Annotated in this window: 15 protein-coding genes and 1 tRNA gene; 8 read left to right on the plus strand and 8 right to left on the minus strand. The window is 65.7% G+C overall.

What is annotated here, in order from left to right; all coding sequences use genetic code 11:
* Positions 1–36: 36 nt before the first annotated feature.
* The 4 genes from addA to putA all read left to right on the plus strand — a co-directional run bounded on the left by addA (position 37) and on the right by putA (position 9,848).
* Complete coding sequence (gene addA / locus ACP69Z_RS09470; protein ID WP_426267251.1) at positions 37–3,456, plus strand: double-strand break repair helicase AddA; 3,420 nt, start codon at positions 37–39, stop codon at positions 3,454–3,456.
* Entirely contained in the window at positions 3,453–3,770 is a 318-nt protein-coding gene (gene trxA, locus ACP69Z_RS09475; RefSeq protein WP_426267252.1) for a thioredoxin TrxA, read from the plus strand. Before addA ends, trxA begins: the two co-directional genes overlap by 4 nt.
* 130 nt (positions 3,771–3,900) lie before the next feature.
* A complete protein-coding gene (gene secA, locus ACP69Z_RS09480) occupies positions 3,901–6,621 on the plus strand; it encodes a preprotein translocase subunit SecA (RefSeq protein ID WP_426267253.1) in 2,721 nt (906 codons plus the stop codon).
* Between the two features lie 107 nt (positions 6,622–6,728).
* Complete coding sequence (gene putA, locus ACP69Z_RS09485; RefSeq protein ID WP_426267254.1) at positions 6,729–9,848, plus strand: bifunctional proline dehydrogenase/L-glutamate gamma-semialdehyde dehydrogenase PutA; 3,120 nt, start codon at positions 6,729–6,731, stop codon at positions 9,846–9,848.
* Positions 9,849–9,906: 58 nt separating this feature from the next.
* Here the strand turns inward: putA and ACP69Z_RS09490 are convergent, their stop codons facing one another.
* The 3 genes from ACP69Z_RS09490 to ACP69Z_RS09500 form a co-directional block, all read right to left on the minus strand.
* Positions 9,907–10,443, minus strand: a complete 537-nt coding sequence (locus ACP69Z_RS09490; protein WP_426267255.1) for a glycine zipper 2TM domain-containing protein — start codon at positions 10,441–10,443, stop codon at positions 9,907–9,909.
* 149 nt (positions 10,444–10,592) lie between these two features.
* A tRNA-Asn gene (locus ACP69Z_RS09495) sits at positions 10,593–10,667 on the minus strand.
* Positions 10,668–10,733: 66 nt separating this feature from the next.
* Positions 10,734–11,549: an NAD kinase gene (locus ACP69Z_RS09500; protein WP_426267256.1), complete on the minus strand. Its 816-nt coding sequence runs from the start codon at positions 11,547–11,549 to the stop codon at positions 10,734–10,736.
* Between the two features lie 136 nt (positions 11,550–11,685).
* Here ACP69Z_RS09500 and ACP69Z_RS09505 point away from each other — a divergent pair, with 136 nt between their 5' ends.
* On the plus strand, positions 11,686–12,501 hold the full coding sequence (locus ACP69Z_RS09505; protein ID WP_426267257.1) for an EAL domain-containing protein: 816 nt from the start codon (positions 11,686–11,688) through the stop codon (positions 12,499–12,501).
* A gap of 3 nt (positions 12,502–12,504) precedes the next feature.
* On the opposite strand, the gene mfd is transcribed toward ACP69Z_RS09505, so the two are convergent.
* Together mfd and ACP69Z_RS09515 are read right to left on the minus strand one after the other, a co-directional pair.
* Positions 12,505–15,984, minus strand: coding sequence for a transcription-repair coupling factor (gene mfd, locus ACP69Z_RS09510; RefSeq protein ID WP_426267258.1), 3,480 nt, complete (start codon positions 15,982–15,984; stop codon positions 12,505–12,507).
* The gene (locus ACP69Z_RS09515) at positions 15,981–16,277 is read right to left on the minus strand and encodes a succinate dehydrogenase assembly factor 2 (RefSeq protein WP_426267259.1); all 297 of its coding nucleotides are present in this window, start codon (positions 16,275–16,277) and stop codon (positions 15,981–15,983) included. The genes mfd and ACP69Z_RS09515 overlap by 4 nt, the downstream gene beginning before the upstream one ends.
* 33 nt (positions 16,278–16,310) lie before the next feature.
* Here ACP69Z_RS09515 and recG point away from each other — a divergent pair, with 33 nt between their 5' ends.
* Positions 16,311–18,362 carry an ATP-dependent DNA helicase RecG gene (gene recG, locus ACP69Z_RS09520; RefSeq protein ID WP_426267260.1) on the plus strand — a complete coding sequence of 684 codons (2,052 nt, stop codon included), beginning with the start codon at positions 16,311–16,313 and terminating at the stop codon, positions 18,360–18,362.
* Here the strand turns inward: recG and tyrS are convergent.
* Positions 18,359–19,597 (minus strand): tyrosine--tRNA ligase, encoded by a 1,239-nt coding sequence (gene tyrS, locus ACP69Z_RS09525; RefSeq protein ID WP_426267261.1) that lies wholly within the window; start codon positions 19,595–19,597, stop codon positions 18,359–18,361. The genes recG and tyrS overlap by 4 nt on opposite strands.
* A gap of 45 nt (positions 19,598–19,642) precedes the next feature.
* Between tyrS and ACP69Z_RS09530 the strand changes: the two genes are divergently transcribed.
* Together ACP69Z_RS09530 and ACP69Z_RS09535 are read left to right on the plus strand one after the other, a co-directional pair.
* Entirely contained in the window at positions 19,643–20,179 is a 537-nt protein-coding gene (locus ACP69Z_RS09530) for a DOMON-like domain-containing protein (protein WP_426267262.1), read from the plus strand.
* 9 nt (positions 20,180–20,188) lie between these two features.
* Positions 20,189–21,388 carry an exo-beta-N-acetylmuramidase NamZ family protein gene (locus ACP69Z_RS09535; protein ID WP_426267263.1) on the plus strand — a complete coding sequence of 400 codons (1,200 nt, stop codon included), beginning with the start codon at positions 20,189–20,191 and terminating at the stop codon, positions 21,386–21,388.
* On the opposite strand, the gene ACP69Z_RS09540 is transcribed toward ACP69Z_RS09535, so the two are convergent.
* Both ACP69Z_RS09540 and ACP69Z_RS09545 read right to left on the minus strand, forming a co-directional pair.
* Positions 21,366–22,127 (minus strand): phytanoyl-CoA dioxygenase family protein, encoded by a 762-nt coding sequence (locus tag ACP69Z_RS09540; RefSeq protein WP_426267264.1) that lies wholly within the window; start codon positions 22,125–22,127, stop codon positions 21,366–21,368. The genes ACP69Z_RS09535 and ACP69Z_RS09540 overlap by 23 nt on opposite strands.
* 13 nt (positions 22,128–22,140) lie before the next feature.
* Positions 22,141–23,316, minus strand: a complete 1,176-nt coding sequence (locus tag ACP69Z_RS09545; RefSeq protein WP_426267265.1) for a vWA domain-containing protein — start codon at positions 23,314–23,316, stop codon at positions 22,141–22,143.
* Positions 23,317–23,372 lie beyond the last annotated feature (56 nt).

Raw genomic sequence — 23,372 nt, forward strand, 5'->3', positions numbered from 1 at the left:
GGCGTGGCCGAGCGGAAGCGTTATGACGTCAGGCACATGTCGCGTCTAACTGCACTGAAGCCGCTCGATCCCGATCAGGCCGCGGCGGCCGATCCCTTCATCCACGCCTCGCTCTCGGCCAGCGCCGGGACAGGCAAGACGCAGGTGCTGACCGCGCGAGTGCTTCGCTTGCTGCTGGAGGGTGCGTCGCCCGAGAGCATCCTGTGCCTGACCTTCACCAAGGCGGCGGCAGCTGAGATGGCGGAGCGCGTTGGCGGTCGGCTGGCTTACTGGGTAGGTCTCGACGACCAGGCTTTAGGGGCCGAGTTGGAAGCGCTTGGCAGCGTTGCTGACGACGCAATGCGGGATCGCGCCCGGCGCTTGTTCGCAACCGTACTCGATTGCCCCGGCGGCCTGCGCATCCAGACCATTCACAGTTTCTGCCAGACCCTGCTTGCCACTTTCCCGGCTGAGGCGGGCATCACGCCCGGGTTCCGCCCGATCGAGGGGCGCGAGGAAGAAGCGTTGGTCGAGCGCACGCTCGCCACCCTGGCCGAGCAATCGGCGGCGGGAGATGGCGCATTCCTCAGCGATCTCGAGGTGCTGGCCGGGCGCCTGGGCGAGGGCGACGTCCGCAAGTATCTGCGCCGCTGCGCCGGCGCGGTCGAGGGTATGGCGCGGTTCGACCGCCTGGAGAACGTCGAGCCGAGTTTGCGCGAGCTGATGGGCCTTCCTGAAGAAGGCGTCGAGGAACTGGTGGCCGCCCGCTGCCACGATGATGTGTTCGATTGCGAAGCGCTGCAGGAGTTGGCAGCCGCCTATCGCCGATGGGGGACCAAGACCGCCGAAGCGATCCTGCCCGAGATCGAGGGGTGGCTGGCGCTGGATGCTGCCGAGCGCTGCCGCAACCTCCACCGCTTTGCCCATGCCACTGTTCTGACCGGCAGCGGCGGGCGGCGGTCGGTCAAGAACCTCGTCAAGCATTGGCCTGAGGCGCAGGAAGGGTGCGACGCGCTGTGCGAACAGGTCGAGGAACTGCTCGGCCTGCTACGCGGCGATGCGCTGGTGCGCCTGCTTGCGGCGGGCCTGCGCGCAGGCAAGCGCTTCGCCGATGCCTATGCGTCAGCCAAGCGGGCCGAGGGTGTCGCCGACTTCGACGATCTGATCCGCTGGTCGCGCAGCCTCCTTGCGCAAGACGGCATTGCCGAGTGGATCCGGTTCAAGCTCGACCGCCGCACCGATCACCTGCTGGTCGACGAAGCGCAGGATTCGAACGAAAGCCAATGGGCGATCGTTAAGGCAATGACCGAGGAGTATTTCGCCGGGGCGGGCGCGGGCCCGGAACACCGCACCCTCTTCATGGTCGGGGACTTCAAGCAGGCAATCTACGGTTTTCAGGGCACCGATCCGGCCGAGTTCGAGCGCGCGCGCTCCCACTTCCGCGCGGCCGCGGACGGCGGGCCGATGCCGTTCCGCTCGCTGTCGATCAGTCGCAGCTTCCGCTCGGCGCAAGCGGTGCTGGACGTGGTCGACATGGTGCTTGGGCATCTGACACCCGAGCGCATCGGCCTGCCCGAAGCCGCGCCGCCGCATCGTAGTTTCCACGCCGGGCGCGGCGGCAGCGTCGAGGTCTGGCGGCCGTTCGCACATGAGGAGCCGGGCGACGAGGAGGACGGCGAGGAGAAGTGGGAGGACGAGGCTCACCGCCGCTATGCGAGCGAGCTTGCCGACTGGATCGCTGCGGAGATCGCGCGTGCGCCGGTGCTGGCTTCCACCGGCCGGCCGCTCGGTCCAGGCGACATCCTGGTCCTGGTGCGCAGCCGCGCCAACCTCGCGCCCTTGCTGGTCGCGCGGCTGTTCGAGCGCAAGGTCCGGACCGCAGGTTTAGACCGGCTGGTGCTGTCCGAGCCGTTAGCGGTGCAGGACCTGCTCGCCGCCATTCGCTTCGCGGTGCAGCCGCTCGACGACCTGACGCTCGCCAACCTCCTGGTCTCGCCGCTGATCGGGTGGAGCCAGGAGCAGCTCTACGATCTTGCCGGCCCGGAACGGCGGCGCAGTTTGTGGGAAGAACTCGGGCACCGGGCGGACGAGCGTGCGGACTTCCGCGCCGCACGCGACACGCTGAACAGTCTCCTTGGCATGGCGGATTATTCTGGGCCGCACGCCTTTCTGGAACGCATCTTGTCGGGACCGATGGGGGGCCGCAGGAAGCTCCTCACCCGGCTCGGACGGCAGGCGCGCGACCCGATCAATGAGCTGGTCGCTGCCGCCATCCAGTTCGAAGGCGGCGAGCCGGTGACGCTGCAGCAGTTCCTCGCCTGGCTGTCGCATGGCGACCTGGAGGTGAAGCGCGATCCCGAGGGCCGCGGCGACGCCGTGCGCATCATGACCGTGCACGGCGCCAAGGGGCTGGAAGCACCGGTGGTGATCCTTGCCGACACCACGGCCGATCCGGCGCAGCTTGGCGGGGTCAGCGCGATCCTCGACGTGCCAAGCGTTGCGGGACGTTTTCCCATAATCCGCCCGCGCAAGGACGAGGTGGCGCCGCCGTTCGACGAGATCCTCGCGACGGAGAAGAAGCGCGATCTCGAGGAGCATTTCCGCTTGCTCTACGTGGCGCTGACCAGGGCAGGGGAGCGGCTCATCCTGGCCGGGCTCAAACCGTCGCGAAGCCTATCGAAGAATAGCTGGCACAGCGTCGTGTCGGAGGCGATGGCCGCCAGTGGGCTTGAAGCGGACGCCAACGGCGTTCTTCGCTTTGCCTCTGGCGACACGCCTGCAGCCGCCATCGAAGAGGTCCGCGAGGCAGTGCCCGCTCGGGAGCCGATCCCTCTCTGGTCGACCCTGCCGGCTCCGGCCGAGGCGCGGCCGCCGCGGCCGCTCGCGCCGTCGCAGGTCGCCGCGGACATCGACAGCCGCCCGCCGCCGACCCCCGCCCTCGCCGCCGCCGCCGAGCGGGGACGCTTGCTTCACGCGCTGTTCGAGCGGCTTCCGGCGACACCGCCTGGCGATCGCAGACAAGCAGCTTTCTCCTGGCTTCAGCGCTCAGCCGGAATCGGCGACGCTGCCTTGCGCACCAGCCTCGTCGATAATGCCCTCGCCATTGTCGAGGCACCCGAGCATGCCGCACTCTTCTCGCCGGAGGCGCTGGCTGAGGCACCCATCGCTGCCACGCTGCCGGACGGTACGGTGGTTGCTGGCACGGTTGACCGGCTGCTGGTGACGAACGAGGCCGTGCGCGTGGTCGACTTCAAGACCGGCCGGCAGGTCCCACGCAGCGCGGAAGCCATTCCGCCGAGCCACCGGCGCCAGATGCAGGCTTATGGCCAAGCGCTGCAGGTGATCTTCCCCGGGCGCCGTATCGAATTGGCACTGCTCTATACCGAAGCGCCGCTGCTGCTTGCGGTCCCGCTTGAGGACGCGCCTTCATCTACCCATATGGGCGGAAACCCGAAGCAGGAGTTCTTCGCGACATGACCCAGACCATCACCGACCAGAGCTTTGCCACTGACGTTCTCGGCGCCGACAAGCCCGTGCTGGTGGATTTCTGGGCGGAGTGGTGCGGACCGTGCAAGATGATTGCCCCGGCCCTCGAAGAGCTGAGCCAGACGATGGGCGACAAGGTCACCATTGCCAAGCTCAACATCGACGAGAACCCCGATACGCCCGGCAAGTATGGCGTTCGCGGCATCCCCACCATGCTGCTGTTCAAGAATGGCGAGCCGGTCGCGCAGAAGGTTGGCGCCATGCCCAAGAGCCAGCTCGCGGCATGGCTGGAAGGCGTTCTTTAAGCCTGACGCACAGGGCGGTGCGGCCGCCGGTCGATTGACTAGGCCGCACCCCGAACCTACATCGCCCGGCACTTGAAAACGCTCGTGCGCGGGCGCGTTTGTTGTTGCCCAGCGCCCTTAAGGAAGTTCCATGCTGCAATCGTTCGCCAAGTCGCTCTTCGGCTCGAGCAACGACCGTTATGTCGCCAAGCTCCGCCGTATCGTGGAGGCGATCAACGCGCATGAGCCGAGCATCTCGGCGCTGACCGACGACGAGCTGAAGAACCAGACCGCGATCTTCCGCCAGCGGCTCGAGAATGGGGCCGATCTCGACGACCTGCTACCCGAGGCGTTCGCCACCGTGCGCGAGGCGGCCAAGCGGACGCTCGGCCAGCGGCATTACGATGTGCAGATGATCGGCGGTATCGCGCTCCACCGCGGTGAGATCGCGGAGATGCGCACCGGCGAGGGCAAGACGCTGGTCGCGACGCTCGCGACCTATCTGAACGCGTTGCCGGGCAAGGGCGTCCACGTCGTCACCGTCAACGACTATCTCGCCAAGCGCGACGCCGAATGGATGGGTCAGGTCCACAACTTCCTGGGCCTGACCGTGGGCGTCATCGTCCCCAACCTCAACGAGGACGAGCGGCGCGCGGCGTACGCCGCCGACATCACCTACGCCACCAACAACGAGCTCGGCTTCGATTACCTCCGTGACAACATGAAGTTCAGCCGCGACCAGATGGTCCAGCGGCCGTTCAATCATGCGATCGTCGACGAAGTGGACTCGATCCTGATCGACGAAGCCCGCACTCCGCTGATCATCTCCGGCCCGACCGACGACAAGAGCGAGCTCTACATCTCGGTCGACGCGCTGGTGAAGCAGCTCGGCGAAGGCGATTACGAGAAGGATGAGAAGCAGCGCAGCGTCGTTCTTACCGAAGAAGGCACCGAAAAGGCCGAGCGGCTGCTCGAGGAAGCCGGCCTCATCGAGGGCCAGAACCTTTACGACATTGCCAACACGCAGGTGGTCCACCACCTCAACCAGGCGCTCAAGGCGAACACCATGTTCCGCCGCGACATCGATTACATCGTCAAGGACGGCAAGGTCGTCATCATCGACGAATTCACCGGCCGCATGATGGATGGCCGGCGCTGGTCGGACGGGCTTCACCAGGCGGTCGAGGCCAAGGAAGGCGTCAACATCGAGCCCGAGAACCAGACGCTCGCCTCGATCACCTTCCAGAACTATTTCCGCATGTATCCGAAGCTGTCGGGCATGACCGGCACCGCGCTGACCGAAGCGCCCGAATTCTTCGACATCTACAAGATGAACGTCGTCACCATTCCGACCCACAAGCCGATCAGCCGGGTCGACGAGGACGATGAATTCTACAAGAACATCAACGACAAGTTCGCTGCCATTGCCAAGTCGTTGAAGGAAAAGCAGGAGCTTGGTCAGCCGGTGCTGGTCGGCACCGTGTCAATCGAGAAGTCCGAGCTGCTCAGCGAATATCTGCACAAGGAAGGTGTTGAGCACGCCGTTCTGAATGCCCGCTTCCACGAGAGTGAAGCGCACATCGTGGCGCAGGCGGGCCGCCTTGGCCGGGTCACCATCGCTACCAACATGGCGGGCCGCGGCACCGACATTCAGCTCGGCGGCAATGTCGAGTTCCGGGTTGAAGACGAGCTCAAGGATATGCCGGAAGGCCCCGAACGCGAGGCCGCCATCGCCAAGATCCGCGAAGAGATTGCAGCCGAGCGCGAGGAAGTGCGCCAGCGCGGCGGCCTGTTCGTGCTTGGCACCGAGCGCCACGAAAGCCGCCGCATCGACAACCAGCTACGCGGCCGTTCGGGCCGTCAGGGCGATCCGGGTCTGTCGCGCTTCTATCTCAGCCTCGACGACGACCTGCTGCGCATCTTCGGGCCGCAGACTGCCTTTGCCCGGCTGATGGAAAAGAACCTCGAGGACGGCGAAGCGATCGTCTCCCCTTGGATCTCCAAAGCGATTGAGACTGCCCAGAAGAAGGTCGAAGCGCGCAACTACGACATCCGCAAGCAGGTCGTCGAATTCGACGACGTGATGAACGACCAGCGGAAGGTCATCTACGAGCAACGCGCCGAGATCATGGACGCCGAGCACGTCTCCGACGTAGTCACCGACATGCGCGCCGACACTGTCGAAGCGCTGGTCAACGCGCATTGTCCGCCGGGCACCTACCCTGAGCAGTGGGATCTCGAGGGGCTCAAGGAAAGCCTCGACGAGGTGCTTGGGCTGCAGCCGCCGATCGACGAGTGGTTCAAGGAAGACGGCGTCGACCAGGATCTGCTGATCGAGCGCATCGGCGGGCTGTCCGACGAAGCGATGATCACCAAGACCAGCGAGGTCGAACCCGATCGCTGGCAGGAGGTCGAGAAGACTGTCCTCATCCAGACGCTCGACCATCACTGGAAGGAGCATCTGGCGACCCTCGACGCGCTGCGCCAGGTCATTCACCTGCGCTCCTATGCGCAGAAGAAGCCGATCGACGAATATAAGTCGGAAGCCTTTGCCCTGTTCGAGCGGCTGCTGGTCGCGATCCGCGAGGACGTTACCAAGACGCTGATGCGCGCGCAGATCGCGATGGAGCCAGCGCCGCTGCCCGAGCTGCCGGCCTTCCTGACCCAGCATCTCGATCCGCTCTCGGGCCTCGACGACACCGCCGATCTCGACGCGGCGGCGCGCGGTCTGGTCGGCGACTTTGGCCCCAGCACCAACATTCCGCAGCCCGACCTGCCTGAAGGCGCCACGGCCGAGCCGATCAGCCGCAATGCGCCGTGCCCTTGCGGTTCGGGCAAGAAGTTCAAGCATTGTCACGGGCAGCTGGCCTAACTGCAAAGGCAGGCCTTTCCTCGTCTAGGCGAGGAGCGTAGCGACGAAGCAATCCAAGAGCGCGGCAGTGGATTGCTTCGCTGCGCTCGCAATGACGAGTGTCCAGCATGAACGCCTATAATCCGCCGGTTGCCACCCTCCTCGACCGCACCGCCGTGCGTCGGGACATCCGCCGCGACGAGGAAAAGGTTGTCGCCGAGCGGCTGGATCAGGCGCGGCTCAATCCGGCGCAGGCGCGGGAAGCCGATGCGATCGCCCGCAACCTCGTCGGCCATGTCCGCGGGGCCAAGCCGGCCGGGCTCGATGCGTTTTTGCACGCCTACGATCTCGGTTCGGAAGAGGGCGTTGCGCTGATGTGCCTCGCCGAGGCGCTGCTCCGCATTCCCGACGCCCGTACCGCCGACGAGCTGATCCGCGACAAATTGTCCGGCCCCGACTGGAAGGAAAAGCTCGGCGACAGCCACTCGCCGTTCGTCAATGCCGCGACCTTTTCGCTGTTGCTGACCGGCAAGGTGCTGGACGCCGGGCATGACAATCGCGGTACCTGGAGCGCGGCGCTGGGCCGTGCGGTCGGCCGCCTTGGCGAACCCGTGATCCGCACCGCGGTGGGACAGGCGATGAAGATCCTCGGCGGCCAGTTCGTGTTCGGCCGCACCATCGACGAAGCGCTGGAACGCGCCGCGCCCGAGCGCAAGAAGGGGCTTAGCCACAGCTTCGACATGCTCGGCGAAGCCGCGCGGACTCTGGCCGACGCCGACCGCTATGCCGAGGCCTATCGCGGCGCCATTCGCCGCATCGCCGCCGAGGCAGGAGAGGGCGTCGTCCGCTCGCCCGGCATCTCGGTGAAGCTGTCGGCGCTTCACCCGCGCTACGAGGCGCTCCACGCTGACGAGGCCAAGGCCTACATCATGCCGGTGCTGCGTGAGCTTGCCGCCGCAGCCAGCGCCGCAAACGTCCACCTGACCATCGACGCCGAGGAATCCGATCGGCTTGAGCTGCAGATGGATTGCCTCGAGGCGCTGGTCGCCGACGATGCGCTGTTCGCCAATGGCTGGACCGGCCTCGGCATGGCGCTTCAAGCCTATGCCAAGCGTGCTCGCCCGGTCGCCGAATGGGTGGTCGCGCTGGCCCGCTCGCGCGGGCGCAAGCTGATGATCCGGCTCGTCAAGGGCGCCTACTGGGACAGCGAGATCAAGGTCGCGCAGGTCGGCGGCTATGACGATTATCCGGTCTTCACGCGCAAGGTCGCGACCGACGTCAGCTATATGGCGTGCGCCAAGGTGTTGCTCGGCGCGCCCGACTGCATCTACCCCGCCTTCGCGACCCACAATGCGACGACCATCGGCGCGATTAAGGCGCTGGCGGGCAGCACGCCGTTCGAATTTCAGCGCCTCCACGGCATGGGCGAGGAACTGTTCGAGGGCTTGGTGAAGCTCGAGCGCGAACTGGGCCAATTGCAGACCCCCGTCCGCATCTACGCGCCGGTCGGCAGCCACAAGGAACTGCTCGCCTATCTCGTCCGCCGCCTGCTCGAAAATGGCGCCAACAGCTCGTTCGTGAACCGTATTGCCGACGCCGAGATCGACATCGAGGACTTGATCCGCGATCCGGTGACGCAGCTTGAGGCGATGGCGCCGCGCCGCAATCCCGCCATTCCGCTACCGGGCGAGATGTTCGGCACCACGCGCCGCAACAGCACCGGCTGCGATCTCACCGACATCGCCGTGCGCGAGCCCTTGCTCCGCCGCCTCGCCGACCTTGAGCGCAAGCGCTGGACGGGTGGGGAGGGTAGTGGCCCCAAGACCGAGATCCGTTCGCCGTTCGACCATGCGCTGCTGGTTGGCGAAGTCACGGAGACCAGCCCTGCCGACCTCGACGCCATGCTCGCGCGCGCCGCTGCGGCACAGGGTGCTTGGGATCTAATCGGCGGCGAAGCGCGCGCCCGTCTGCTCGATCGCACCGCCGATCTGTTCGAGGATCATCGCGAAGAGTTCTACTCGCTCTGCATCCGTGAGGCCGGCAAGAGCCTGCCCGACGCCGTGCTGGAAGTGCGCGAGGCAGTCGACTTCCTCCGCTACTACGCTGCCGAAGGCCGCCGCCTGGCGCAGCCGGTCCAGCTGCCCGGGCCCACCGGTGAGCTCAACGAGCTTCGACACCACGGCCGCGGGGTGTGGACCTGCATCAGCCCGTGGAATTTCCCGCTCGCCATCTTCACCGGCCCGGTCGCTGCCGCGCTGGCCGCCGGCAACAGCGCCATCGCCAAGCCCGCCGAGCAGACCCCGCTGATCGGTGCGTTGGCGGTTCGGCTGATGCACGAGGCGGGCATTCCCGCCGGCGTGGTCCAGCTCGCAGTCGGGGACGGCAAGATCGGCGCTGCATTGGTGTCGCATCCACTGACGTCGGGTGTCGCGTTCACCGGCTCCACCGCTGTGGCTCGTGCGATCAATCGCAGCCTTGCCGAGCGCAATGGACCGATCGTCCCGCTGATCGCCGAAACCGGCGGTCAAAACGCAATGATTGTCGACAGCTCGGCCTTGCCCGAGCAGGTCACCCGCGATGTGGTGGCCTCGGCCTTCCAGTCGGCCGGCCAGCGCTGCTCGGCGCTCCGCGTGCTGTTCGTTCAGGAAGACGTCGCCGATACCATGCTGACGATGATCCGCGGCGCGATGGAAGCGCTGTCGATCGGAGACCCGCGGCTGCCCACCACCGATGTCGGTCCGGTTATCGATGCCGACGCAAAATCCTCGCTCGACGCGCATATCGCCGAGCTTCGCGCAGCGGGGCAGGTGGTGGCCGAGCTCCCGCTGCCCGCCAATAACGGGAGCTTCGTCGCTCCGGTGATCGCGGAGCTTCCCAGCCTGGCGGCGCTGAAGGACGAGCATTTCGGACCAGTCCTCCATGTCATCCGGTGGAAGTCTGGCGACCTCGATGGAGTCATCGACCAGATCAACGCCACCGGCTTCGGCCTCACTCTTGGCCTGCAAAGTCGGATCGACACGGTGGCCGAGCAGGTCGCCGCAAAGGCACGGGTGGGCAATCTTTACATCAACCGCAACCAGATCGGCGCGGTGGTGGAAAGCCAACCGTTCGGCGGAGAGGGCCTCTCCGGCACCGGGCCCAAGGCCGGCGGCCCGCATTATGTCTCGCGCTTTGCGACCGAGCGGGTGACCTGCATCGACACCACTGCGGCAGGCGGCAATGCGACGCTGATGGCCGCGATCGACTGAGCCGGACGCGAGAAAGGGCCGGCACATCGGCCGGCCCTTCCGCCTTGATCAACGGTAATTAGTTACAGCGAACGTCGCCGCGGGTGATGGCCTGACCAAGCGCCGCGCCAAGTGCGCCGCCGGCAATGGTCCGAAGCGTCGACGAGCCGCCGATGTTGATCTGATTACCAAGCAGGGCACCAATCCCGGCCCCCACGATAAGGCCGGTCGTACCGTCATTGCGGCGGCAGTAGTAATTGCCATTCTGGCCGCGATAGATGCGGTCGTTGTAGCCGAGGCGGCGCTGGCTGTAATATTGGCCATCGCGGTAATAGCGGTCGGCGTAATAGCGGCTCTGACCAGGCTCGAAGCGATTATAGTCGTAAGCGCTGTAGCGGCGCCAATCGCGCGCATCCCGGCGCTGGGCACGCTGCAGATCGCGCTGGCACTGACGAAGCTCACGGCGATACTCGGCGCGGCTGTCGTTTCGGCGAAGGTCGCGATTACATTCGCGCACCTGCTGATTGTAGTTGCGGTTCTGGGCCTCGGCAGGCGCCGCGAGGGTCAGCGGGCTGGTCAGCGCGACCGCACCGGCGGCAAGAAGAAGGGGTTTCATCTACTCTCTCCAACAGGGTCGGCATCGCCGACTGGATGAGAGAGGAACCGTCTCTAAGGTGCCAAGGTTGCGTGAACTGAAAACAACAACCGGTTCACGGTTGTGGCAGGTACGCCACACCGGCGATTCAGATCAGCGCTGAAGAAGGATGGCTCCCCGAGTTGGATTCGAACCAACGACCAAGTGATTAACAGTCACCTACTCTACCGCTGAGCTATCGGGGAACGATGCTTGGGCGAGCGGGCCTATGGCGCAGCGGGCCGGGCTTGGCAAGCCTCAACAGCGGCAAATCACGTGGCAAATTGTTCGGCGGCGATCCGTTCGTCGAGCGCTTGCTCGGGATCGAACAACAGGGTCAACGGACGGTCCCGGTTGAGCTCGATCTCAACTTCCTCGACATCGCGAACTTCGAACTGATCGGCGACGGCGGAAACCAGCCGATCGGTGGGCTCAAGCACGCGAAAGGCGATGCGCGCCTCGTCCGGCAGGATCGCTCCCGACCAGCGCCGCGGACGAAAGGGGGCGATGGGGGTGAGCGCGAGGAGGGGCGCCGACAAAGGCAGGATCGGCCCTCGCGCCGAGAAGTTATAGGCCGTCGAACCTGCTGGCGTCGCCACCAGCACGCCATCGGACACGAGTTCAGGCAGGACGACCCGGCCGTTCACTACCACCTCGACCTTAGCCGCCTGCCGCGTTTCGCGCAGCAAGGAGACTTCGTTGATCGCCGCGTGGGTCCACTCGTCGCCGTGCACGGTGCGAGCGCGCATAGTGAGCGGAGCGATGCTCACGGCCTTGGCGCTCTCCACCCGCTCGCCGAGGCAGTCGAGCCGCCACTCGTTCATCAGGAAGCCGACCGTGCCGCGGTTCATCCCGAACACCGGCCGCGCTTCGCCGCCGTCGAGCATCTGGTGGAGGGTGTGCAGCATGAAGCCGTCGCCGCCGAGTGCGACCAGAATCTTGGCATCGTTCTCTGAAGCGAAGTGGTAGCGGCGGCGGAGCATCGCAGCGGCGGCCTGCGCTGCCTCGCCGCGGCTCGCGACAAGGGCGATTCCCGCTTCGGTCAGGTCCTGGCGGGCCGCTTGGCCCTGCGGACGATCAGCGCTCAAGCCTTTGAATCCCTGTTTTTCCGCGGCGAAGGGGACCGGCATAGCGGGGGAGGTGCGCCGCCGCCACCGTCCCGTTATGATGCAAGCCACTGGCAGGGCCATGCACTGGTCGGCGCCAAGCTTTAGGAGCGTCGCCATGGTTCCATCCATTGCCTCCCCCGCACTTGTCCCTGCCCGGCGCGCAAGCGACCATCCGGCACCGCTCGAGCCGGTGAGAACCGATCTCGCGCTTGAGGCGCTGCTCGCCGAGGACAAGGTGACCTTGGCATTCCAGCCGCAGATCAGCGTCGCCACCGGTGAGGTGGTGGGGGTGGAAGCGCTGGCGCGCGACCCTGGCGGCATGACGCCAGACACGATGTTCGCGAGGGCTGCTGCCGCTGCGCTCGGCGAACGCTTGTCGCGAGCGGTGCAACGCAAGGCGCTGCAGACAATGGGCAAGTGGAGGGGGCCGCTGGGACGCCTGCGCTTGTCGCTCAATCTGCTGCCCGAGGACCTTGCCCGTCCGGGCTATGAGCGTTGGCTGCTGGACGAGATTGCCCTTGCTGGCCTGCGCGCCGAGCAGGTGACCGCCGAAATCACCGAATCCAGCCTGATCGCCGATCCCGTCGCTGCTGCTGCGCGGCTCGCCTGCCTTCGCGCAGCGGGCGTGCGGATCGCGGTAGACGACTTCGGGACGGGTTATGCCAGTCTCGCCTGGCTGACGACCCTGCCGCTCGACATGATCAAGATTGACCGCGGCCTCATCACTGATCTTGTCGGCGGTCGGCGAGCGCAGATCGTCGTCAGAGCGCTGATCGCGCTGGCCCGCGAGCTTGAGCTACAGGTGCTGGTCGAAGGGGTCGAGGATCCCGACCAGCTTGCCCTGCTCAAGGCCTGGAACTGCGATTACTATCAGGGCTTCCTGGGCGCCAAGGCGATGGCCGAGGACGAGCTCGCCGCTTTTCTCGCCTAGGCTTCAGGCCGCCACCTTCTCGCGTTTGCCCGCCGCGGCCACCCGCGCGAGACCGCGGCTTAGCTGGAGCGCGCCGTTCAGCCGCTGTGCCGGGCTCGCCCAGTCGCGGCTGACCACCAGCTTCTGGTCCGGGCGAAGCTTCGCCGTGCCCTTGAGCCGCGCGATATAGTCGAACAATCCCTTCACATCGGGGAAGCCCGATGGCGCAAAGGTCACCACTGCCCCGCGCAGACCTGCGTCTAGCTTGGCGATCCCAGCGGCGCGGCAGTGGATCTTGGTTTCGACCACCTGAAGCAGGTTGCTCGTCTCCTCCGGCAGCTTGCCGAAGCGGTCGATCATCTCGGCCGCGAACTCCTCCACTTCGCGTGGGGATTCGAGCTCGCCCAGACGGCGATATAGGCCCATGCGAAGGTCGAGATCGGGGACATAATCGTCGGGGATCATGATCGGCGCTTCGACATTGATCTGCGGGCTGAACTCGTCCGGCTTGTCCTCGCGCGTGCCCCCCGCCTTCATGTCGAGGATCGCGTCCTCCAACATTGACTGATAGAGTTCGAAGCCGACTTCCTTGATGTGCCCCGACTGCTCGTCGCCAAGGAGATTGCCCGCGCCGCGAATGTCGAGATCGTGGCTGGCGAGCTGGAAGCCCGCGCCGAGGCTGTCGAGATTGGACAAGACAGTGAGCCGCTTCTCGGCGGTCTCGGTGATCTGTCGGTCTGGCGGGGTGGTCATGTAGGCGTAGGCGCGCGTCTTCGACCGTCCGACCCGGCCGCGGAGCTGGTAGAGCTGAGCGAGGCCGAACCGTTCGGCCCGATGCACGATCAGAGTATTGGCGCTCGGAATGTCGAGCCCGCTTTCGACGATGGTGGTCGACAAGAGCACATCATATTTGCGGTCGTAGAAGGCGCTCATCCTTTCCTCGACCTCGGTCGGGGCAAGCTGGCCGTGTGCCACGATCGGCTTTACCTCGGGCACTTCCTCGCGCAGCCATTCCTCGATGTCGGGAAGGTCGGAGATGCGCGGCACCACGAAATAGCTCTGCCCGCCTCGATAATGTTCGCGCAGCAGCGCTTCGCGAATGACGACCGGGTCCCACGGCGTGACGTAGGTGCGGACGGCCAGGCGATCGACCGGCGGGGTCTGGATCACGCTGAGTTCGCGAAGGCCGCTCATCGCCATCTGCAGCGTGCGCGGAATCGGCGTCGCGGTGAGGGTTAGCACATGGACGTCGGCCTTGAGGCTCTTCAGCCGCTCCTTGTGCGTGACCCCGAAGCGCTGTTCTTCGTCAACGATTACAAGGCCGAGCTTCTTGAACTTCACACCCTTGGCGAGGATCGCGTGGGTGCCAACCACGATGTCGATCTGCCCTTCCTCGAGCAGTTCCTTGGTCCGCTTCGCCTCGTTCGCGGCGACCAGCCGCGACAGCCGTCCGATCTCAATCGGAAAGCCCTTCATCCGTTCGACAAAGTTGGAATAATGCTGCCGGGCGAGCAGGGTGGTGGGGCACACCACCGCCACCTGAAAGCCCGCCATCGCCGCGACAAACGCCGCCCGCAGCGCCACCTCGGTCTTGCCGAAGCCGACGTCGCCGCACACCAGCCGATCCATCGGCCGCCCGGCGGCAAGGTCCTCCAGCACATCGCCGATGGCGCGGTTCTGGTCGTCGGTCTCCTCATAGGGGAAGCGGTCAACCATCGCGGGATAGGCGCTGTCTGGCTCGGCCACCACGCCCTGGCGCATTGCCCGCATGGCGGCGGTCTTGATGAGCTCGCCCGCGATCTCGCGGATGCGCTCCTTCATACGCGCCTTGCGCCGCTGCCACGCCTCGCCGCCCAGACGATCGAGCGCCACGCCCTCCTCGCCGCTGCCGTAGCGCGAAAGGACGTCGATATTCTCGACCGGCACGTAGAGCTTGTTGCCGCCGGAATATTCCAGCGCGACGCAATCGTGGGGGCTGCGACCGACCTGGACTTGGGTGAGGCCTTCGTAGCGGCCGATGCCATGTTCGGCGTGGACGACGAGGTCGCCGGGGGTGAGGGTCGCCAGTTCGGAGAGGAAGGCGTCGGCGCTCTTCTTGCGCTTGCGTCGCCGCACGAGGCGGTCGCCGAGCATGTCCTGCTCGGTCAGCACAGCGACTTGCGGAGTGGTAAAGCCGTGGTCGAGCGGCAGCACCAGCAAGGCGGTGACGTTCTGCGCGCCGAGCGCTTCTTGCCAATCTGCGACCATCTTCTGACCGGTGAGGCCATGGTCCTTGAGCAATCCGGCGAGCCGCTCGCGAGCGCCGGTCGTGTAGCTCGCCAGAACGACTTTCTGACCTTTTCTCCGTAGCTTGTCGACGTGGGCGACGACGGATTCGTAGATATTCTCGTTTTGCGCGCGCTCGGGGGCGAAATCGCGGGCGCCGGTAACGCCAAAGTCGATCACCCGTTCGGACGCGGGCTCAGGAAAGGCCGTGGCGAGGTGCACCGGGCGGTCCGCAAGGATGCCGTCCCACTCTCTGGCCGAAAGGTAGAGCGCGGACGGGGCAAGCGGACGATAACTGCCCGGCTCGGCCACCATCGCCCGTTCACGGTTGGAGAAATAATCCTGGATTGCCTCCCGCCGCGAGGTGATCGCTCCATCCACGCCGCCGTCCCGCAGCACGATGTCACCCTCGGCAAGATGGTCGAATAGAGTTTCGAGCCGCTCCTCGAACAGCGGGAGCCAATGCTCCATGCCGGCGAGCCGCCGCCCATCGCTCACCGCCTGGTAAAGCGGATCGCCAGTCGCATTGGCACCGAACTGCTCGCGGTAGCGGGCGCGGAAGCGCTTGATGCTTTCTTCGTCGAGCAGGGCCTCGCTCGCCGGCATCAGCGTGAAGGGCTTGGCCGCGCCGATGGTACGCTGATCGGCGGGATCGAACGCGCGCATGGTCTCGATCTCGTCGCCGAAGAAATCGAGCCGGATCGCGTGCGGCAGCCCGGAGGGATAAAGGTCGAGGAGGCCGCCGCGGACCGCAAACTCGCCCGCGTCCGACACGCTGTCGGTCCGGTGATAGCCGTTGGCGGTGAGCAGGGTGATGAGCTTGTCACGCTCGATCCGCTCGCCTGGCGCCAGGCGGCGGGTCAACTGGCGGATGCGGAACGGCGTCAGCGTGCGCTGGGTTGCGGCGTTTGCAGTGGTGACCAGCAACTGCGGCTTGTCGGCCTTCTCCTGCAGCCGGTTCAGCGTCGCCAACCGCTCGGCCATGACGCGCAGGGCAGGGGATGCACGATCGTAGGGCAGGCAGTCCCACGCCGGAAAGGTCAGCACCTCGAGCTCGGGCGCGAAGGCGGGCGCGTTGTCGGCCAGCGCCCGCATCGCCGCTTCGTCGGACGCGATCACTACCGCGCGACCCTTGGCGGCGCGGGCCAGGTCAGCCGTCAGCCACGGCAGAAAGCCCGCCGGGACTGACGCCAGCGTCAGCGGCTCGGAAGCCTTGAGGATACGCTGAAGGTCGCTCACCGGTCGATGGGCAGGTAATCGAGGCGCTGCATGGCGGTCATCATCGCGCCTTGGAAGCGCTCCGGCACCGCCTGGGTTCCGATGGCCCACGCCATGATGTCGACGTCCTGCTCTTCCAGCAGCGCTTCGAACAGCGTCTTGTCCTGCTCGCCCCACTGCAGGTGGTGCGCATCAAAGAAGCCGCCGATCATCCGGTCGGCTTCCTTGGTTCCACGATGATGCGCGCGCCAGCGTAGGCGCTTGAGTGTCGGATCGTCGAGCATTTGGGCCATGTAGGCAGATCGGGCGCGCATTGCGAGCGGCTGGCGCCTGAGTAGAAGGGCGGTATGCGCCCCGAGCTTTTGAACCCTCTCTTCGCCGAAACGGAGACGCTGAAAGGCGTGGGGCCGCAGGTCGCAAAGCAGCTCAGCAAGCTTGGCATCACTCGCGCGATTGACCTGCTGTTCCACTTGCCGACCGGCGCGATCGAGCGGGTGCGGGCGCCCGGCGCCTCGCCGGTGCTGCTCGGACGCCAGGTGATCCTCGACGTAACGGTGCGCGAGATCCGCCAAAGCCGCGGGCGGGGTCCGACGCGTATCCATGCCGTAGACGGCGAGGGCAATATGCTGACGCTCGCATTCTTCAACAACGGCGGCTGGGCGGCGAAGCAGCTGCCGCTGGGCGAGACGCGGACGATCAGCGGCAAGCTCGAAGCTTATGGCGACGAATGGCAGATGGTGCATCCGGAGGTGACCGAACCCGGCAAGACGGAGCCAGCGCTGAAGGAAACGGTCTACCCGCTCACCGAAGGACTGACCTCACGGCGAGTGCGTGAACTGGTGTCAGCCGCGCTGGAGCGCGCCCCGGTGCTGCCCGAGTGGATCGAGCCCTCGGTGCTCGCCCGCGAAGCGTGGCGCGACTGGCGGACCAGCCTTGCCACTATCCATGCCGAGCCCGCGGATGGCGCCGCACGCAAGCGGCTCGCCTACGACGAGATCTTCGCCAATCAGCTCGCGCTAGGCCTGCTGCGGCAGGTCAGTCGCCGTCGGCGCGGCGTGCCGCTGCGCGGGGACGGGCGCCTGACCGAAGCGCTCAACCTGCCATATGCGCTGACCGGGGCGCAGCGCCGGGTGGTGCAGGAGATCCGCGACGATCTCGGCCAGGAAGCCCCGATGCTGCGCCTGCTGCAAGGCGACGTCGGCTCCGGCAAAACGCTCGTCGCGCTGCTCGCCATGCTGGAGGCGGTGGAAGCCGGCGCTCAGGCAGCGATGCTGGCCCCGACCGAGATACTTGCCAGGCAACATCATGCAACCTTGCTCAAGCAATTGGATTCACTGGGTGTTCGAGTCGCCATCCTGACCGGGCGGGAGAAGGGCAGAGCGCGCGACTCAACGCTCATGGGCCTCGCTGACGGGTCGATCGACATCCTCGTCGGCACCCACGCCATCTTCCAGGAGAGAGTCGCTTACCGCCGGCTCGGTTTAGTCGTGATCGACGAACAGCATCGTTTCGGTGTATCCGAGCGCCTGCTGCTGACCGCCAAGGGGGCGAGCACGCCGCACTTGCTGGCGATGACCGCCACGCCGATCCCGCGCACGCTGACGCTGACGCAATATGGTGAGATGGACGTCAGCCGCATCGACGAGATGCCGCCGGGCCGAACGCCGATCGAAACCCGCGTCATCGCCGAAGAGCGTATCGGCGACGTGATCGACGGCCTCGCACGCCATGTCGCGGCGGGAGGCCAGGCTTATTGGGTGTGCCCGCTGGTCGCCGAAAGCGAGACCAGCGATGCCGCTGCGGCTGAAGAGCGGGCGGCTGCGCTTGCCCTTCGCTTTCCGGGCCAGGTCGGCCTCGTCCACGGCCGAATGAAGGGGCCGGAGAAAGACGCGGTAATGGCCGAGTTTTCGGCGGGCCGCCTCGCCATTCTCGTCGCCACCACGGTGATCGAGGTCGGCGTGGACGTGCCCAATGCGGCACTGATGATCATCGAAGGCGCGGAACGCTTCGGCCTTGCGCAGCTCCACCAATTGCGCGGCCGCGTCGGCAGAGGCTCGGCGAAGTCGACCTGCCTGCTGCTCCGCGGCGCCACGCTCAGTGAGACGGGGCGTGCGCGGCTGGCGCTGATGCGCGAGAGCAATGATGGCTTTCGTATCGCCGAGGAAGATCTGCGCCTCCGCGGGCCTGGCGAGATCCTCGGCGTGCGTCAGAGCGGGGAAGCGCAGTTCCGCCTCGCTTCACCCGAGCAGGTTCAGGAGCTCGCCCCCATGGCCACGCAAGACGCGCGGTTGCTGCTCGACCGCGACGGCGGCCTGCATGGCGAACGCGGCGAGGCGGCACGGCTCTGCCTGTATCTGTTCGAGCGCGATCAGGCGGTTGATCTGCTCCGCTCGGGCTAGGGCAGAAGCAGTCCGTGCTTCTTCTTGCCGAGGCTGAGCTTCCGCTCCGAAGTGACGGAAATGACAGCAGCAATATCGCTTACGGGCTCTCCGTCGAGCTTGACCGCTCCCTCGGCAACCTTGCGCTTGGCCTCGCCGTTCGAGGCACAAAAGCCAAGGCTGACCAAGGCCGCCAGCAACCCGATCTGGCCACCGGTCTCAACGCTCGGTAGCGCCTCGCCCGACCCGCCGCCCGCAAAGGTAGCCGCGGCTGTCGCGGCCGCAGCCTCCGCTGCCTTGCGGCCATGCAGCAGCGCGGTCGCTTCGGTCGCCAGAAGGATCTTCGCCTGGTTGATCTCGGCCCCTTGCAGCGCTTCCAGCCGGGCGATCTCTTCCAAAGGAAGGTCGGTGAACAGCTTGCAGAACTTACCGACATCCACGTCGGCCGTGTTCCGCCAGAATTGAAAATAATCGTAGGCGCTGAGGCGGAAGCCGTCAGGCCCGTCGCCGTTCAGCCACACTGCGCCCTGCGCGGTCTTGCCCATCTTGGCGCCATCGGCGGTCGTGATCAGCGGCGTCGTGACGGCGAACACCTCGGTCCCGTCGGCGCGGCGGCAGAGCTCCACGCCGTTGATGATGTTGCCCCACTGATCCGACCCGCCCATCTGCAACCGGCAGCCCTGCCGCCGCGACAGCTCGAGGAAGTCGTAGGCCTGCATGATCATGTAGTTGAATTCGAGGAACGACAGCGACTGCTCGCGTTCCAGCCGAAGCTGGACGCTATCGAACGTCAGCATCCGATTGACAGAGAAATGCCGTCCCACTTCGCGCAGGAATGGCAGATATTCGAGACGGTCGAGCCAGGCGGCATTGTCGACCAGCACCGCATCGGTCGGCCCATCGCCGAACGTCAGGAAATTCTCGAATGCCTTGCGGATGCCGGCGATGTTGGCTGCGATCGCTGCTTCGTCAAGCAGCTTGCGTTCTTCGGCCTTGAAGCTCGGATCGCCGACCTTGGTGGTCCCGCCGCCCATCAGGACAATCGGCTTGTGACCCGCCTGCTGCAGCCTCCGAAGCATCATGATCTGCACGAGGCTGCCGACATGAAGGCTCGGCGCAGTGGCGTCGAAGCCGATATAGCCGGTGACGATCTCCTTGCTCGCCAGCGCGTCGAGCCCTTCGGCATCGGTCGTCTGGTGGATATAGCCGCGTTCGGATAGGAGCCGGAGCAGATCGGAAGAGTAGGTCGTCGTCATGCGAAGGGCGCTTAGCTTACGCGGCCCGATGACGTAAGATGGGCCATGCGCTTCGAGCTTGTCCCGCACCCAACCACCGTGCCGAATCCGCCTTTCACGGTTTGGGCCTCAGCCGAACGTTCCGCCGCGTTTGGCGAGACAGCGACGCTCAACCTGTGGTTCGGGGTGAGTGCGCCCATAGGCCGCTTTGTCGTTCCTCCGACGGCGGCGGCACCAGTGCGCCGTGACAATCTTTGGCAGTCCACCTGCTTTGAATGTTTTCTGAAAGGCGATGGCGAAGAGGCTTATCAGGAATGGAATTTCTCACCGTCGGGTGACTGGGCGGCTTATGATTTCGAGGCCGAACGAGAAGGGATGGAGCTCGCCGAAGTCGCAAGCCCGCCCTACCTTCGTATTGAAGACAACCTGACCTGGTGGGGTCTCGGCGCAACGCTTTCGATTCCCGCCGAGGCGCAGGGAAGTTTCGCGCTCAGCGCCGTGATCGAGGAGCGCGGCGGTCAGCGCCACTTCTTCGCGCTTCACCATCCGTCCGCGCAGCCTGACTTTCACCACCCGGATTGCTTCACCGCGCGACTGGCTTAGACGGGACCCATGACCCTCTTCGGTATCGATCGCCTCCTCGCCGACCCCGACCTTCGCCGCCCGCTCGAGGGGCGCCGTGTCGCACTCGTCGGCCATCCCGCCTCGGTGACAGCCGACCTCACGCACAGCATCGATGCGCTGATGACGGCTGGGCTCAACGTGACCGCCGCCTTCGGGCCACAGCACGGGCTAAGGGGCGACAAGCAGGACAACATGGTGGAGACGGCGGACGAAACCGACGCCCGGCTCGGCATCCCCGTCTTCAGCCTCTACGGCGAGGTACGCCGGCCCTCGGGCCAGATGATGAGCGCCGCCGACGTCTTCCTGTTCGATCTCCAGGACCTCGGCTGCCGGATCTACACCTTTGTCACGACCTTGCTCTACCTGCTCGAAGCAGCGGCCGAGGCGGGCAAGGAAGTGTGGGTACTCGATCGTCCCAACCCCGCCGGGCGCCCGGTCGAAGGCACGATCCTGGAGCCCGGCTGGGAAAGCTTCGTCGGCGCCGGACCGATGCCGATGCGCCATGGCCTGACCATGGGCGAGATGGGGCAGTGGTTCATTGAGCACTTCAAGCTCGACGTCGCTTACCGCGTCATCACCATGGACGGCTGGAGCCCTGATGCGGCGCCCGGCTTCGGCTGGCCGACCGAGCGGATCTGGATCAACCCCAGCCCGAACGCCGCCACGCTCAACATGGCCCGAGCCTATGCCGGCACCGTGATGCTTGAAGGCACGACGCTGAGCGAGGGCAGGGGAACGACCCGGGCGCTTGAGCTGTTCGCGGCGCCCGGCCTGGACGCTCGCGCTCTCCAGCCGGAGATGGAGCGCCTCGCGCCGCATTGGCTGAAGGGCTGCGCGCTGCGGGAGATCTTTATCGAGCCGACCTTCCACAAGCATGCCCGCAAGCTTTGCTCCGGCCTGTTCATCCATGCCGAAGGTCCAGCCTATAATCACCACGCCTTCCGGCCGTGGCGGCTGCAGGCGCTGGCGTTCAAGGCGATCCGCAACCTGTCGCCCGACTACGACCTGTGGCGCGACTTCCCGTATGAATATGAGTTCGACAAGCTTGCCATCGACGTCATCAACGGCGGCTCATCGCTGCGTGCATGGGTCGACGACCGCGCCGCGGAGGCTGGTGATCTCGATGGGCGTGCCGGGCCGGAGGAAGCGGCCTGGCTGGAAGCGGTCAGGCCGCACCTTCTCTACTGAGCTTGTGTGACCGCACCTGCGGGAAGGGCGTGGGGTGCAGGCGGCGGAACAGCGGCCAATGCTCTTGCGGCAGCGAACGCGCATCGTCGGGGGCGATGTTGAGCCGGGGGTTATGCCGAAAATTCAAACTGTCGGTGAACCACGGCCGCGCATAGGTCATCGTCAGCAGCGGCCGGTCAACTGCCGAATTGTTGGCGCTGCCCCAGTGCTTCAGGTCATAGTGCATGAGGTAGCATCCACCCGGCGGAACAAAGGCAGGTACCGCTTCGCCTAGGGCCTCTCCCCGATGCGTCCCCGGGCTGAGCATGGTGGTGCCCACTTCTGCATCAAACGCGATCAGCGGCACCATGACCGTAACGGCATGCGTCGGAATGCTCGCGCCGGTGGGCAGTTCGGGGAAAAGGCGCGGGTGGTCGCGGTGGCGGTGCTGCTCGTCCGCGCCAGGGCGGGCAACCACAACCGCTACGCTGTCGAGCAAGATGTCCGGCGCCACCAGCGTGCGGAGAATCTGCAGCAGCAGCGGGTTGGCCCATAGGCGCGGTTCGAGAAACGGACCTTTGAGCGCGATGGCGAGCTGGGTGCGTTTGTCCCCGACCTCATACTGCTTGCCCAGCCCCGCTGCCTTCATGCCGGCGAACTGCTGCTCGGCTTCGTGGCGCAGGTCGTCGATGAAGAGGGCATCGAACAAGCGCGGGATAAGAAGGAAACCCTGCTCGGCGAAGCTGCTTGCAAAGGACATGGTTGCTCGCCTTCTACTTCTTGCGAGCAAGTGTACGCATCGCTGCCTCAAGCCCTTGCAGGCTCAAGGGAAACATGCGGTCGTCCATGAGCTTGCGCAGCAGCGCGGTCGAGGCGGAGTGGCCCCAATAAGGCTCCGGTGTCGGATTGATCCACGCGGCGCTGGCATAAGCGTCCGTCAACCGCTTCAGCCACACCGCGCCCGCTTCTTCGTTCATATGCTCGATACTTCCGCCGGGATGCGTCACCTCGTACGGGCTCATCGCCGCATCGCCGACGATCACCAGTTTATGGTCAGACCCGAAGCGGTGAATGATGTCGAACGTATTGATCCGCTCGGTCCACCGCCGCCGATTCTCCTTCCAAACGCCCTCGTAGATGCAGTTGTGGAAGTAATAGTGTTCGAGATGCTTGAACTCGGTCCGGCAAGCACTGAACAATTCTTCCACCAGCCGGACGTGCCCGTCCATCGACCCGCCGATGTCGAGAAACAGCAGCAGCTTCACCGCATTGTGTCGCTCCGGCCGCATCCGGACATCGAGCCAGCCGCGGCGAGCGGTGCCGTCGATGGTACCTTCGAGATCAAGTTCGTCGGCGGCGCCTTCGCGGGCGAAGCGGCGTAGCCGGCGCAGCGCCACCTTGATTGCGCGGGTGCCGATCTCACGCCGGTCGTCGAGATCCTGGAACTCGCGCTTTTCCCACACCTTGATTGCGCGGCCGTGCTTGCCCGGTCCGCCGATGCGGACGCCTTCGGGATTATAGCCGCCGTGACCGAACGGCGACGTGCCGCCGGTGCCGATCCACTTGCTGCCGCCCTGATGCCGGCCGTGCTGCTCCTCGAGCCGCTTCTTGAGCGTCTCCATGATCTCGTCCCAGGAGCCGAGCGACTTTACCTTCTCCATCTCTTCGGGGGTAAGGTATTTCTCTGCAACGAGGCGAAGCCACTCCTCGGGAATGGTGACGCTCTCCTCGGCCCCCCCGACCAGGCCCTTGAACACCTCTCCGAAGATCCGGTCGAAGCGGTCGAGCTTGGTTTCGTCATGCACGAAGACGGAGCGTGCGAGATAGTAGAACTCCTCGGGGGACTGCTCGATCACACCGGCATCGAGCGCTTCAAGAAGCAGCAGATGTTCCTTGAGGCTGGCAAGGATGCCGCCTTTGCGGAGCGCCTCTACAAAGGAAATGAACATGGACGAGCGGTTAGCACAGCCACCTTGCCGTGCGTAGGGGCCTCCAGCGCTACCCA

Source organism: Sphingomonas sp. LHG3443-2, from assembly GCF_049896405.1.
GTDB lineage: Bacteria > Pseudomonadota > Alphaproteobacteria > Sphingomonadales > Sphingomonadaceae > Sphingomicrobium.

Bases quoted from the DNA above. Each gene is read 5' to 3' on its own strand.
- ACP69Z_RS09545 (WP_426267265.1), bottom strand. From the start codon at position 23,316: ATGTTCATTTCCTTTGTAGAGGCGCTCCGCAAAGGCGGCATCCTTGCC.
- ACP69Z_RS09530 (WP_426267262.1), top strand. From the start codon at position 19,643: ATGCGCTTCGAGCTTGTCCCGCACCCAACCACCGTGCCGAATCCGCCT.
- tyrS (WP_426267261.1), bottom strand. From the start codon at position 19,597: ATGACGACGACCTACTCTTCCGATCTGCTCCGGCTCCTATCCGAACGC.
- addA (WP_426267251.1), top strand. From the start codon at position 37: ATGTCGCGTCTAACTGCACTGAAGCCGCTCGATCCCGATCAGGCCGCG.
- trxA (WP_426267252.1), top strand. From the start codon at position 3,453: ATGACCCAGACCATCACCGACCAGAGCTTTGCCACTGACGTTCTCGGC.
- secA (WP_426267253.1), top strand. From the start codon at position 3,901: ATGCTGCAATCGTTCGCCAAGTCGCTCTTCGGCTCGAGCAACGACCGT.
- ACP69Z_RS09505 (WP_426267257.1), top strand. From the start codon at position 11,686: ATGGTTCCATCCATTGCCTCCCCCGCACTTGTCCCTGCCCGGCGCGCA.
- ACP69Z_RS09515 (WP_426267259.1), bottom strand. From the start codon at position 16,277: ATGCGCGCCCGATCTGCCTACATGGCCCAAATGCTCGACGATCCGACA.
- ACP69Z_RS09490 (WP_426267255.1), bottom strand. From the start codon at position 10,443: ATGAAACCCCTTCTTCTTGCCGCCGGTGCGGTCGCGCTGACCAGCCCG.
- ACP69Z_RS09540 (WP_426267264.1), bottom strand. From the start codon at position 22,127: ATGTCCTTTGCAAGCAGCTTCGCCGAGCAGGGTTTCCTTCTTATCCCG.
- ACP69Z_RS09535 (WP_426267263.1), top strand. From the start codon at position 20,189: ATGACCCTCTTCGGTATCGATCGCCTCCTCGCCGACCCCGACCTTCGC.
- putA (WP_426267254.1), top strand. From the start codon at position 6,729: ATGAACGCCTATAATCCGCCGGTTGCCACCCTCCTCGACCGCACCGCC.
- recG (WP_426267260.1), top strand. From the start codon at position 16,311: ATGCGCCCCGAGCTTTTGAACCCTCTCTTCGCCGAAACGGAGACGCTG.